The 13,196-nt window shown below is 62.1% G+C and carries 12 protein-coding genes; 2 read left to right on the plus strand and 10 right to left on the minus strand.

Annotated elements, in window-relative coordinates; all coding sequences use genetic code 11:
• Positions 1–37 precede the first annotated feature (37 nt).
• From EN885_RS04290 to EN885_RS04300, 3 genes are all read right to left on the minus strand, one after another.
• A complete protein-coding gene (locus EN885_RS04290; protein ID WP_127204940.1) occupies positions 38–286 on the minus strand; it encodes a hypothetical protein in 249 nt (82 codons plus the stop codon).
• Positions 287–338: 52 nt separating this feature from the next.
• The gene (locus EN885_RS04295; protein WP_095488337.1) at positions 339–959 is read right to left on the minus strand and encodes a ribonuclease D; all 621 of its coding nucleotides are present in this window, start codon (positions 957–959) and stop codon (positions 339–341) included.
• A gap of 118 nt (positions 960–1,077) precedes the next feature.
• On the minus strand, positions 1,078–2,463 hold the full coding sequence (locus EN885_RS04300) for a M20/M25/M40 family metallo-hydrolase (RefSeq protein WP_095488473.1): 1,386 nt from the start codon (positions 2,461–2,463) through the stop codon (positions 1,078–1,080).
• Between the two features lie 403 nt (positions 2,464–2,866).
• Between EN885_RS04300 and polA the strand changes: the two genes are divergently transcribed.
• Positions 2,867–5,833, plus strand: coding sequence for a DNA polymerase I (gene polA, locus EN885_RS04305; protein ID WP_128243616.1), 2,967 nt, complete (start codon positions 2,867–2,869; stop codon positions 5,831–5,833).
• A 7-nt stretch (positions 5,834–5,840) separates the two neighbouring features.
• Positions 5,841–6,329, plus strand: a complete 489-nt coding sequence (locus EN885_RS04310; protein WP_127204943.1) for a macro domain-containing protein — start codon at positions 5,841–5,843, stop codon at positions 6,327–6,329.
• A 7-nt stretch (positions 6,330–6,336) separates the two neighbouring features.
• On the opposite strand, the gene EN885_RS04315 is transcribed toward EN885_RS04310, so the two are convergent.
• The 7 genes from EN885_RS04315 to EN885_RS04345 all read right to left on the minus strand — a co-directional run bounded on the left by EN885_RS04315 (position 6,337) and on the right by EN885_RS04345 (position 13,116).
• The gene (locus tag EN885_RS04315; RefSeq protein WP_127204944.1) at positions 6,337–6,741 is read right to left on the minus strand and encodes a Fur family transcriptional regulator; all 405 of its coding nucleotides are present in this window, start codon (positions 6,739–6,741) and stop codon (positions 6,337–6,339) included.
• Between the two features lie 244 nt (positions 6,742–6,985).
• Positions 6,986–8,032, minus strand: coding sequence for an L-glyceraldehyde 3-phosphate reductase (gene mgrA, locus EN885_RS04320; protein WP_128243617.1), 1,047 nt, complete (start codon positions 8,030–8,032; stop codon positions 6,986–6,988).
• 150 nt (positions 8,033–8,182) lie between these two features.
• On the minus strand, positions 8,183–9,346 hold the full coding sequence (locus EN885_RS04325) for a Gfo/Idh/MocA family oxidoreductase (RefSeq protein WP_127204945.1): 1,164 nt from the start codon (positions 9,344–9,346) through the stop codon (positions 8,183–8,185).
• A 12-nt stretch (positions 9,347–9,358) separates the two neighbouring features.
• The gene (locus EN885_RS04330) at positions 9,359–10,105 is read right to left on the minus strand and encodes a sugar phosphate isomerase/epimerase (protein ID WP_127204946.1); all 747 of its coding nucleotides are present in this window, start codon (positions 10,103–10,105) and stop codon (positions 9,359–9,361) included.
• Positions 10,106–10,173: 68 nt separating this feature from the next.
• On the minus strand, positions 10,174–11,283 hold the full coding sequence (locus EN885_RS04335; protein ID WP_128243618.1) for an ABC transporter ATP-binding protein: 1,110 nt from the start codon (positions 11,281–11,283) through the stop codon (positions 10,174–10,176).
• Positions 11,284–11,294: 11 nt separating this feature from the next.
• Complete coding sequence (locus EN885_RS04340; protein WP_127204948.1) at positions 11,295–12,230, minus strand: carbohydrate ABC transporter permease; 936 nt, start codon at positions 12,228–12,230, stop codon at positions 11,295–11,297.
• Positions 12,223–13,116 (minus strand): sugar ABC transporter permease, encoded by an 894-nt coding sequence (locus EN885_RS04345; RefSeq protein WP_127204949.1) that lies wholly within the window; start codon positions 13,114–13,116, stop codon positions 12,223–12,225. The genes EN885_RS04340 and EN885_RS04345 overlap by 8 nt, the downstream gene beginning before the upstream one ends.
• Positions 13,117–13,196 lie beyond the last annotated feature (80 nt).

A 13,196-nucleotide genomic window follows, 5' to 3' on the forward strand; every position in this document is an offset into this window, starting at 1 on the left:
CCAAACTATTGGAAAGGAGACGGCCCCGCCAGCGGCGTCATTCGTCGTCGTCATCCCCCGATGCAGGCCGCCAGCTGATCGGCTCGATCTTCTTTTGCGTATGACCGTCCGTATAGGCCCACCAGCCGGTGTCGTTCTCGTCCCAGTCGCCGCCGGCCGCTTTCAGCCGGTCGAGCGACCGGTACTGCGCGATGGATTCGTTCATCACGCCGTCGCTGTCCTTCCAGTAGACGGTGACCTTGGAACCATCCTTGGGTGCCGTTTCGATTGGTTTCCGGGCAGCCATTTCATCCCCTCCGTGGACCGACAGAACGTCGCGGCGAACATCTGGTTCCACCTTAGCTGTGGGCGAAGATGTCTGCCTCATCCCAGCCCATCAGGTCGAGTTTCGCACGCGTCGGCAGGAAGCGGAAGCAGGCCTCGGCCTCCTTGGTCCGGTTGTCGCGCGCCAGCCGGGCCGTCAGCACATCGCGCAGCTGGTGCAGATAGAGCACGTCGGAGGCTGCGTATTCGAGTTGTTCGGGAGACAGCGTCTCCGCCGCCCAGTCCGACGATTGCTGCGCCTTCGACAGGCTGACGCCGAGAAGCTCAAAGCAGATGTCCTTCAGCCCGTGCCGGTCGGTGTAGGTTCGGGTAAGCCGCGAGGCGATCTTGGTGCAGAACACCGGCTCCGGCATGACGCCGAAGGCATTATAGAGCACGGCGAGATCGAAACGGCCGAAATGGAAGAGCTTGGTTATGCTGCGGTTCCTGAGCAGGCTGACGAGGTTTGGCGCCTTCTTCTGGCCGGGCGCGATCTGGATGACGTCGGCGGAACCGTCGCCCGGCGAGATCTGAACCACGCAAAGCCGGTCGCGATGCGGATTGAGCCCCAGCGTCTCCGTGTCGATTGCGACCGACCCGACGTCGTAGTGCAAGAGCCCGGGCAGGTCGTTCTTATGGAAGCGGATATCGCTCATCGTATTCTCCGGTCGCAGCCCGTGCGGTGATTTGTGCACCCAACCGGACGCACGTCGCTCTAGCCCGTCCTCGCCGCGATCCGATGAAAAATCAACAGAAAGTTGAATTCTTGCCCTGTCAGCGTGTCAGCGCATCGAGAATGCGTGCCCAGGAGCGTTGTCCCTTGTGGAAGGAACTCATCTCGTACTTCTCGTTCGGCGAATGGATGCGGTCATCGTCGAGCCCGAAACCGACCAGCAAGGATTCGATGCCGAGATAGGTCTGGAAATCGCCGACCACCGGGATCGAGCCGCCGCTTCCCGTCGTCACCGCCGGCTTCGGCCACTCGTCGGACAGCGCGTCCTTGGCCTTGGCGAGAAACGGCGAGTCGTAGGAAAGCTGGATCGCCGGCGAGCCGCCATGTGGGTGGAAATCGACTGAGCAGTCGGCCGGGATGCGCTCCCTCACGAAGGCCTGGAAAGCGGCGCGGATCCTTTCCGGGTCTTGCTTGTGGACGAGGCGGAAGGACACTTTTGCCGAGGCTTCCGCTGCGATCACTGTCTTGAACCCCTTGCCGGTATAGCCGCCGGTAATGCCGTTGAACTCGGCCGTCGGTCGCGCCCAGGTGAGCTCGAGCACCGAGCGGCCCTTTTCGCCAGACGGGATCGACAGTCCGACAGGCCCAAGGAATGTCTCGGCGGTCTCGCCGAGCGTCTCCCATGACTTCAGGATCTGCGAAGGGGTCTCCTCGACACCGTTATAGAACCCCGGAATGGTGACATGGCCGTCCTTGTCGTGGATGTCGGCCAGGATCCTGGCCAGGATGCGAATTGGATTGGCGGCAGCACCGCCATAGAGACCGGAATGCAAGTCGCGGTCGGCGGCTTTCACCGTGATCTCCTCGCCGACCAGCCCCCGCAGCGCGACGCAGATCGACGGCGTATCGCGGTCCCACATGCCGGTGTCGCAGACAAGCGCGAAGTCGGCCTTGAGTTCGGCGGCGTTTGCTTCGAGGAACGGCTTCAGCGAGGGCGAGCCGGACTCCTCCTCGCCCTCGAACAGGATCGTGATGCGGCATGGCAGCCCGCCATGCACCTGCTTCCAGGCACGGCAAGCCTCGACGAAGGTCATCAATTGCCCCTTGTCGTCGGCCGAGCCACGCCCCGTGATCACCTGGTGGCCGGGCTCGATCTCCTTCACCGAAGGCGAGAACGGGTCGCTTTCCCAGAGCTCGATCGGGTCGACCGGCTGCACGTCATAATGGCCGTAGAACAGGACATGCGGCGCGCCCGCCGGCCCGTCATGATGCGCCACCACCATCGGGTGGCCTGGCGTGTCACGCACGCTGGCATCGAACCCGATCAGCTTGAGTTCCGCCACCAGCCATTCCGCCGCCTTGCGGCAGTCGGCGGCGTAGGCCGGATCGGTGGAGATCGACTTGATCCTGAGCAGGCCGAACAGGCGCTCCAGGCTCTCGTCGAGATTTTTGTCGAGACGGTCGAGGACGGGGGAAATTGTGGACATTTTTATCAGCCTTTCGATTCTGAGCGGCAACCCTAAAGCTGCGAGGCAGAAACGAAAAGCCGGCGGTCGTTGGACCACGGGCGTCGAAAGGTAAAAAAATGCCGCCGTGGTGGAGGGGGAACCACGGCGGCCTTTACTCGAAACGATGCGGCAGCCCGGAGAGGGGGGATAGGCTGCCGCAAGTGTCCGGGATAGGCGGGGGACGGGCCTTGCTCCGGACTTCGGCGAAAAATGCCGATGGCGTTTATCTGTGTCTCCGAACGTGGCGATTCAAGGGCACGAAGATTACACTTTTGTAACATACCCGTGATCCGATCGACTTGTCAGGGATGTTGCGGGAACCGGTGGTTGAGGCCGCCTTTGGCATGGACCACGGCGCTGCGCCGCGCTATCCCTTCGTCCCATGAAAAAAGGCGATCATCTCTTCCTTGTCGACGGCTCCGGCTACATCTTCCGTGCCTATCACGCACTGCCGCCACTCACCCGCAAATCCGACGGGCTGCCGACCAGTGCCGTGCTCGGCTTCTGCAACATGGTGTGGAAGCTGACGCAGGACGCCCGCAACACCGATGTCGGCGTGGTGCCGACGCATTTCGCCGTCATCTTCGACTATTCGTCGAAAACCTTCCGCAACGATCTCTACCCGGAATACAAGGCCAACCGCTCGGCGCCGCCGGAGGATTTGATCCCGCAATTCGGCCTGATCCGCCAGGCGACCAGGGCCTTCAACCTGCCTTGCATCGAGATGGAAGGCTTCGAGGCCGACGACCTGATCGCCACCTATTGCCGGCTTGCCTGCGAAGCCGGCGCCGACACCACCATCATCTCCTCCGACAAGGACCTGATGCAGCTGGTCGGCGCAACGGTCGGCATGTACGACCCGATGAAGGACCGCCAGATCGGCATTCCCGAAGTCGTCGAGAAATGGGGCGTGCCGCCCGAAAAGATGATCGACCTGCAGGCGCTGACCGGCGATTCGGTCGACAATGTTCCGGGCGTGCCCGGCATCGGGCCGAAGACGGCGGCGCAATTGCTCGAGCAGTTCGGCGACCTCGACGGGCTGCTGGCGCGCGCCGGCGAGATCAAGCAGGACAAGCGTCGCGAATCGATCATCGTCAATGCCGACAAGGCGCGCATCTCGCGTGAACTGGTGACGCTGAAGAACGACGTGCCGGGGATCGGTGGGCTCGATGATTTCGTGTTGCACCCGCCCGACGGGCCAAAGCTGATCGGCTTCCTCAAGACGATGGAATTCTCCTCGCTGACCCGCCGCGTGGCGGAAGCGACCGGAACGGATGCGGCTGATGTCAAGGCCGTTCCCGTCATTATCGAGCGCGCCGACACCGCGCATGGTCCCGATGTCGGGTTTGGAGTGCCGGCAGCCGCCGAAAGCGCGGCAGGCGCAGTGACAGACGAAGCCGGGGAAGCGGTGCCGGCCACCGTCAAGGTGGAACCCAAGGAAGGCGACACCCCTTCGCTTCTCTCGGCGCTTCGCTTCGAGGACGCCACCGCCAGCAAGATCGACACCAGCGCCTACGTCACCATCCGCGACACAGCAGCGCTGAAGGCGTGGGTGGCCGAGGCGATGGAGACCGGCATCGTCGCCTTCGACAGCGAGACCACCTCAGCTGACCCAATGCAGGCCGAGCTGATCGGCCTCTCCATGGCCACCGCGCCCGGTCGCGCCGCCTATGTGCCGCTCGCCCACAAAAGCGGCAACGGCGACCTGCTCGGCGGCGGAGTGGTCGAAAACCAGATTCCGATCCGTGAGGCGCTTGGCATTCTGAAGCCGCTGCTGGAGGACAGGTCGGTTCTCAAGATCGTTCAGGAGCTGAAATACGACCTCGTCGTCATGAGCCGCCACGGCATCGATATCGCCCCCTTCGACGACACCATGCTGATTTCCTACGTGCTTGATGCAGGCACGTCCGGCGGCCACAGCATGGCGGCTCTCTCGGAAAAATGGCTCGGCCACTCGACCATTCCGCTCAAGGAACTGGCCGGCTCGGGAAGGAGCTTCGTCGGCTTCGACCAGGTCGATATCGACAAGGCAACGGCCTATGCCGCCGAGCACGCCGATGTGACGCTCAGGCTCTGGCGGGTGCTGAAACCACGGCTTGCCGCCAAGGGCCTCGTCTCGGTCTACGAGCGGCTGGAACGGCCGCTGGTGCCGGTGCTGGCAAGGATGGAGCAGCGCGGCATCTCCGTCGACCGGCAGATCCTGTCGCGGCTCTCCGGCGAACTGGCACAGGGCGCCGCGCGGCTAGAGGATGAAATCTACCAGCTCGTCGGCGAGCGCATCAATATCGGCTCGCCGAAACAGCTCGGCGACATCTTGTTCGGCAGGATGGGCCTGCCCGGCGGCTCCAAGACCAAGACCGGCCAGTGGTCGACCTCGGCGCAGCTCCTGGAAGACCTCGCCGCCGAAGGCCACGAGCTGCCGCGCAAGATCGTCGACTGGCGCCAGCTGACCAAACTAAAATCGACCTATACCGATGCGCTGCCCGGTTTCGTCCATCCCGATACGAAGCGCGTCCACACCTCCTACGCCCTTGCCGCGACGACGACCGGCCGGCTGTCGTCCTCCGATCCCAATTTGCAGAACATTCCGGTACGCACGGTCGAGGGGCGGAAGATCAGGACGGCTTTCATCGCCGACAAGGGCAACAAGCTGGTTTCCGCCGACTACAGCCAGATCGAGCTGCGTGTGCTCGCCCATGTCGCCGAGATCCCGCAGCTCAAGCAGGCGTTTGCCGACGGCGCCGACATCCACGCCATCACCGCGTCGGAGATGTTCAACGTGCCGGTCGAGGGCATGCCCTCGGAAATACGCCGCCGCGCCAAGGCGATCAATTTTGGCATCATCTACGGAATTTCCGCCTTTGGCCTGGCCAACCAGCTCTCGATCCCGCGCGAGGAGGCGGGCGCCTACATCAAGAAATATTTCGAGCGCTTCCCCGGCATCCGCGACTATATCGACGCAACCAAGGCCTATGCCCGCGAGCACGGCTTCGTCGAAACGATCTTCGGCCGCCGCATCCATTATCCGGAGATACGGTCGTCGAACCCTTCAATCCGTGCCTTCAACGAGCGCGCCTCGATCAACGCACGCCTGCAGGGCACCGCCGCCGACATCATCCGCCGCGCCATGATACGTATGGACGACGCGCTGGAAAAGGCGAAGCTTTCCGCCCGCATGCTGCTGCAAGTGCATGACGAGCTGGTCTTCGAGACGGTGGAAGCGGAGGTCGAGGCGACGATCCCCGTCGTGCGCCATGTGATGGAGAACGCCGCGATGCCGGCGGTCTCGATGTCGGTGCCGCTGCATGTCGACGCCCGCGCCGCCAACAATTGGGAAGAGGCGCATTGAAAGTGCGATGATCGTTTTTGTCGCTGGAGACCTGCTTGCAGCAGAGGAAAACTACATCGCCCAAGGGGTGGCAGAAGGCAATCAAGAGGGCCTTGGTACCGGACTTGCACTGAAGATTTCGAGGAAGTGGCCAAATGTGCAGGCCGCGTTCAAAAAACACGCTCGGACCGGCAAGTTTACAGGTGGTCAGCTTTGGACGTCAGAGCCAGACGGCGACCAGCCAGGATTCATCTATTTAGCAACGCAACCGGATATGTACCACGCCACGCTTCCCTACCTGCGCAAAGCAATTCGCGGGCTTGCAAAATGGGCCGACAGGAACTCGGTGGAATCCGTTGCCTTGCCGAAAATCGGCTCAGGACTTGGCAAACTATCCTGGCAGGACGAGGTAAGACCCCTGCTTGTCGAGCAGCTGGCACATCGGACCACGCGGTACGTGGTCTATGAGACTTTCTTGAACGAGTTCGAAAACGCCACAACGCCGCCGCTGAAGTAGAGGCGCCTCAAGCCGCCTTGGCCAGGCACTTCGCGCACGTCCCGCGGAACTCGATCACCGCCTTCTTGGCGGCAAAGCCGGTCGAGCGCACCCATTCGTCGAGCCGGTGCCCGACATCATGGTCGGAAAATTCGGTCACCTGCCCGCATGTGTCGCAGATGGCAAAGGCGGTCATCGAATGGCTGTGGTCGTGCGGCTCGGCGCAGGCGACAAAGGAATTGAGGCTTTCGAGCCTGTGCACGAAACCGGACTTAACCAGCGTGTCGAGCGCGCGATAGACCTGCAGCGGTGCGCGGAAGCCCCGCTCGCGAAGCTGGTCGAGCAATGTATAGGCGCTGAGCGGACCGCTGGCGGCCTCGAGTTTCTCGAGCACGCACAACTGGTTTTTCGTCAGCACATCCCTTGCCGCCATGATCCTGTTTCCAACCCGTTCGCGCCGCTCGCACGTCATTTCCGCATACAAGCGGCTCCAGTCCTATCCAGATAGCGACGAACGGGCGTTTTTGCTACTGTTTCTGTGACGGCATGGCCCAGAAGCCGACCAACTCCGAGCTGGCCCAAACTTCGAGGCAGACATTGGCGGGCCGAGTAAAAACGGCGGGAAAGTTCCCGCCGCACGTGTTCGGCTATGCGTTGCCAGTCACTTCCATAGTGGATCACTTCCGTGGCGGACCCTGGCGCTCGGCGGAGGCGGCCCACAGATTGATGTCGGCTTCGCGTGCGTAGGTGTCGATTTCGGCGAGCTCGGCATCGCTGAAGTCGAGCACCTTCAGCGCGCCGACGCAGTCCTCGACCTGCTCCGGCCGGCTGGCGCCGATCAGCGCCGAGGTCACCCGGCCCTTGCGCAGCACCCAGGCCAGCGCCATCTGCGCCAGCGTCTGCCCGCGTCGGCCGGCAATCGCGTTCAGCGCCTTGATGTTGGCGATGGTCTTGTCGTTGATGAAGGCCGCCTTCAGCGACTTGCCCTGGCTGGCGCGGCTGCCCTGCGGGATACCGCCGAGATATTTGTCGGTCAGCATGCCTTGCGCCAGCGGCGTGAACACGATGGAGCCGACGCCGAGCCCCTCCAGCGTATCGAGCAGACCGTCGTCCTCGACCCAGCGATTGAGCATCGAATAGCTCGGCTGATGGATGACGCAAGGCGTGCCGAGCTGCTTCAATATGTCGGCGGCCTCGCGCGTGCGCTGCGAATTGTAGGAGGAGATGCCGGCATAAAGCGCCTTGCCCGAGCGCACCGCGTGATCGAGCGCACCCATCGTTTCTTCCAGCGGAGTATCGGGGTCGAAGCGGTGCGAATAGAAGATGTCGACATAGTCGAGCCCCATCCGCTTCAGGCTCTGGTCGAGGCTGGCCAGCACATATTTGCGCCCGCCCCATTCGCCGTAGGGTCCGGCCCACATCTCATAGCCGGCCTTGGTCGAGATGATCAGCTCGTCGCGATAGGAGGAGAAATCCGTCCACAGGATTTCGCCAAAAGCCGTCTCCGCCGAACCGGGCGGCGGGCCGTAATTATTGGCGAGGTCAAAATGCGTGATGCCGAGATCGAAGGCTTTGCGCGCGATCGCCTGCTTGGTCCGATGCGGCGTGTCGTTTCCGAAATTGTGCCAGAGCCCGAGCGAGATCGCCGGCAATTTCAGGCCGGATCGCCCGCAGCGATTGTAGATCATTTTCTCGTAGCGGTTTTCGGCGGGCACATAGGGCATGGGAGATCCTCAAATCAAAAGCGAGCCCGGCAGTTGCCACCGCGAAAAAGGGTGAGTCGGCTCTGCCCCTCACCCTTAGCCTCTCCCCGTTTCTATGGGGAGAGGGGTCGACGGTAAACAGCACGTGTCGCAATCACTGAAGCGCTTACCCTATTTCTTCTTCGCCAAGAGCCCTTTCTTCTTTGCCAAGAGCCCTTCCGCATCCTTGACGCCCAGTGCCGCAGGCCGTTCGCAGGTGGTCTGCATGGCAACGAACTTTCCGCTCGCGCCCGACCGCAACATGCCGGTCATCACATCGACGGCATGCAGCGCCAGTTCCATCGAGCATCGATGCGGCCGGCCTTCCGCAATCGCCAGTGCCATGTCGGCGAGACCGGCGGTGCGGTAGTTGGCCATCATGCCATGCGAATGCATCTGGTTGGGCACGCCGAACGGATGCTTCCATTTCGGCAGCTTCTTGACCGGCTTGGCGGCGTCGGTGACGCGAACGTCGCCGCCGAAGAAATTCGGATCCGGCAAGAACACCGTGCCCAACTCGCCGTAGAGCTCCATCGGCGCATGGCCATGGCTCCACACGTCCCAGCTGGTGTTGAGCGTCACCACGGCGCCATTCTCGAACTCCATCACGCCGTGGATCGTCGTCGGCGTTGCGACCAGGATTTTTTCGCCGGCGCGAGGCTTGGACGAGATCGTGCGCTCTGTCTTCGGGATCGAAGCGAAGGCTGCCACCTGCTTCACCGGCCCGATCAGCTGGATCAAATTGGTGATGTAATAGGGTCCGATATCGAGCACCGGACCAGCGCCAGGCTGGAAGAAGAAGTCCGGATTGGGGTGCCAATGCTCCATCCCATGGCTCATCACATGGCATGTGCCGCTGGTGATCTTGCCGAGCTTGCCAGTGTCGATCAGGTTGCGGACAAGCTGATGCGCGCCGCCGAGGAAAGTGTCGGGCGCAGAGCCGATGCGCAGTCCATCTCTCTCCGCCAGCTTCTTCAGGTCGAGCCCTTCCTTGACCGACAGCACGAACGGCTTTTCCGAATAGACGTGCTTGCCGGCATCGAGGATCTGTTTCGACACCTCATAGTGCACCGCCGGAACGGTGAGGTTGACGATGATGTCGATATCGTCAGCCTTGAGCAGCCCTTCGACTGTGTCGGCGCGCAGCTTAAACTCCTTCGCCCGCGCCTTGGCCGCATCCATGTTGATATCCGCGCAGGCGCGCATCTCGATGCCGCGAAACAGCGGCGCAAACGAGAAATACGCCTTCGAAATGTTGCCGCAGCCGATGACGCCGATCCCAAGTTTTTTTGCCATGCTGGTTTGCTCCTAATAGGTCTTGGCGGCTGCGATCGAGCGGCGGGCGAAGCGCGCGATGTCGTTGGGGTTGTCCTGTTCCATGACGTAGTATTTGGCGGCGCTCTTGGCGCGTAGCGCCTTGATCAGACCAGCCCAGTCGATCGTGCCGTGGCCGACATCCGACCAGCCGTCCTCATCGAGTCCCTCGCCGGGCTTGGCAATGTCCTTGACATGGACGGCGGCGATGCGTTTGCCATACTTCTCGATCCAGGGCAGCGGATCGTCGCCGCCGCGCACCACCCAGGCCACGTCCATCTCCCAGCCGATGTCGGGCGCTGCCGCCAGGATATGGTCCTGCGGCACCGAGCCGTCGGCAAGCTTCTTGAACTCGAAATCATGGTTGTGCCAGGCAAAGCCGTAGCCGGCTTTCTCAGCCGTCTCGCCGACCTTGGCCAGGCGTGCTCCGAAGCCGCGCCAGCCTTCCGTGTCGGTCGGCCTGCTCTCGGCGACCAAATAGGGGCAGATCAGCAGTGTGATGCCGAGCGCATCGGCGATTTTGCGCACGCCGTCGAAATCCTTCTCGAGCGCATCCATCGAGAAATGGCCGGTCGGCATGGTGAGGCCGTTCTTGTCGAGTTCGGCACGAAATGCCTTGGGGTCGTCATAGACGCCGCCGAACCCCTCGACTTGCGCGTAGCCGAGCTCGCCGAGCATCTGGAGCACCCCTTCCCAAGGTTGGAAATTGCGGGCGCTGTAAAGTTGGAATGACCAATTCATCGTCTCTGTCCGTTCTCTGGGGATGGATGTGTTTGAGGTGAAATTCTTGGGATTGAGGTTCTGGAGAGTTAAAGGCGGGTGCCGGTTGCGGCGTCGAACAGCGAAGCGCGCGTCGGATCAAAACCGATGCTCACGGTGTCGGCGCTGTTTGGCGTGCGCTCAGATGTCACCCGCACCGTGAAATTCTGATTTCCGAGCTTCAGCCAGACCAGCGTGTCGGAACCCATGGGCTCGACGACCACGACATTTGACATGGCTGTGAACGGCCATCCAGCGCCGCTGTTGAACGCGACATGCTCGGGCCGGATACCGAACACGGCCGCCCCCGGCACGGGCTCCTTTTCGAAAGCGTAGGTGGCAAGCGGGATCCGCACATCCTCCACGACGAAGTGCCAGTTGCCATCGTCCTTCTCCAGCCGGCCGTCGAGGAAATTCATCGCCGGCGAGCCGAGGAAGCCGGCGACGAAACGGTTGACCGGGCGATTGTAGATCGTCTGCGGTGCGTCGAGCTGCTGGATCACGCCGCCCTTCATCACCGCGATGCGGTCGGCCAGCGTCATCGCCTCGATCTGGTCGTGGGTGACATAGATCATGGTGTTCTGCAGCTTGCTGTGCAGCAGTTTGATTTCGACACGCAGCTCCGCCCGCAGCTTGGCGTCGAGATTGGAGAGCGGCTCATCGAAGAGGAAGACGTCGACGTCGCGCACCAGCGCCCGCCCGATGGCCACACGCTGGCGCTGGCCGCCCGAAAGCGCCGACGGCTTGCGTTGCAGCAGTGGCTCGATCTGCAGGATCTCGGCGGCCCGCGCGATCCGCTTGGCGATCTCGTCCTTGGCGATGCCGGCGACGCGCAGCCCGAAGGACAGGTTCTTCTCCACCGTCATCTGCGGATAGAGCGCATAGGACTGGAACACCATGCCGATGCCACGGTCCTTGGGCTCCTCCCAGGTGACGTTCTTGCCCTTGATGAAGATGCGGCCGTCCGAAACGTCGAGCAGGCCGGCGATGCAGTTGAGCAAGGTCGACTTGCCGCAGCCGGACGGCCCGAGCAGCACGATGAACTCGCCCTCGGCGACATCGATGTTGAGCGTCTCCAGCACCGACACCGCGCCGAAATTCAGCGACAGGTCCTGGATCGAGACACTGGGATTCTGGATTGAACCAATGGGATTTTCCATTCTTGTCATCATCATCCTTTCACCGCGCCGGCGGCGATGCCACGCACGAAGAGCTTGCCGGAAATGAAGTAGACGACGAGCGGTACCAGGCCGGTCAGGATGGTGGCGGCCATGTTGACGTTGTATTCCTTCACGCCTTGCACCGAGTTGACGATGTTGTTGAGCTGCACCGTCATCGGATAGGTGTCGGGGCGGGTGTAGACCACACCGAACAGGAAGTCGTTCCAGATGCCGGTCACCTGCAGGATGATGGCGACGACGAAGATCGGCAGCGACATCGGCAGCATGATACGGAAATAGATGCCCCAGAAGCCGGCGCCGTCGACGCGCGCCGCCCGGAACAGTTCCTCCGGCATGGAAGAAAAATAGTTGCGGAACAACAATGTCAGGATCGGCATGCCGAAGATGGAATGGACGATCACCAGGCCGCTTAGGCTGCCGTAGAGGCCGACTTCGCGCAGGATGATGACGATCGGATAGATCATCACCTGATAGGGGATGAAGGCGCCGACGATCAGGATGACGAAGAAAGTGTCGGCCCCCTTGAAGCGCCAGTTGGCGAGCGCATAGCCGTTCACGGAAGCGATCGCGATCGACAGGATGACCGACGGAACGGTGATGCGCACCGAATTCCAGAAGCCGCGCGAGAGCCCGTCGCAGTTGAGGCCGGTGCAGGCGCTGGACCAGGCCTTCACCCAAGGCTCAAAGGTGATCTCGAGCGGCGGTGAGAAGATGTTGCCGAGGCGGATCTCCGGCATGCCCTTGAGCGACGTCACCACCATCACATAGAGCGGCAGGAGATAGTACAGCGCCACCACGATGAGCGTGCCATAGAGGAAGATGTTGCGGCGCGAGAACACATGCCGCGGCTTCGGCCCTCGCGGCCCGGATGCCTCAAGCCCGATAGAGCCCGTGCCGGCAGGCAGGGAAACGGCATGGTCAGACACGCTTCTTGCCTCCGAATTCGAGATAGGCCCACGGCACGATGACGACCACCACCGACAGCAGCATCATGGTCGAGGCGGCGAAGCCCTGGCCCAGGTTCTGGGCGAAGAACATGTAGTCATAGACATATTTGGCCGGCACTTCGGAGGCGATGCCGGGACCGCCGCTGGTCTGCGCGACAACCAGGTCATAGACCTTGACAATGCCGGCAGCGATGATGACCAGCGCGGTGATGAAGACCGGGCGCATCATCGGAATGATGATGAAGAGATACGTCTTCAAGGTGGGTATCCCATCCACCCGCGCGGCCTTCCAGATATCCTCGTCGATGCCGCGCAGGCCTGCCAGCATCAGGCACATGATGAGCCCCGTGCCTTGCCAGAGCGCGGCGATCAATATGCCGTAGATGACGATGTCGGAATTGTAGAGCGGATCGAAGTTGAAGCTCTCCCAGCCGAGGCCGCGCACCACCCCCTGGATTCCGAACTCCGGATTGAGCAGCCATTGCCAGACAAGGCCGGTGACGATGAACGAGAGCGCGAAGGGATAGAGGAAGATGGTGCGGAACGTGTCCTCGAAGCGGATCTTCTGGTCGAGCAGCGCCGCCAGCAGGAAGCCGATCACGAGAGAGAACACCAGCGACAGCACGCCGTAGACCAGGAGGTTCTCAATGGAGACCAGCCAACGCGGCGTCGACCATAGCCGATAATACTGGTCGAGCCCGACGAAGTTCAGCCGCGGCAGCAGCTTCGAATTGGTGAAGGAATAGAGCACCGTCCACGCGCTGCCGCCGACGAAGATCACCAGTGCGGTGAGGACCATCGGAATAGAGGCAACCTTGGCGTTAAGGTTGCGGAAGAGTTGATTGGGACGTTCGCTCTTGCTCATCTGCACAGCCGGGCTGGATTGGGTAAGGACGGGAGGGTCAAGGCCGAAGGGTTAGGGCCTTGACCCTGAGCTCCCGGCCC

Source organism: Mesorhizobium sp. M6A.T.Cr.TU.014.01.1.1 (assembly GCF_004022765.1).
Lineage (GTDB): Bacteria > Pseudomonadota > Alphaproteobacteria > Rhizobiales > Rhizobiaceae > Mesorhizobium > Mesorhizobium mediterraneum.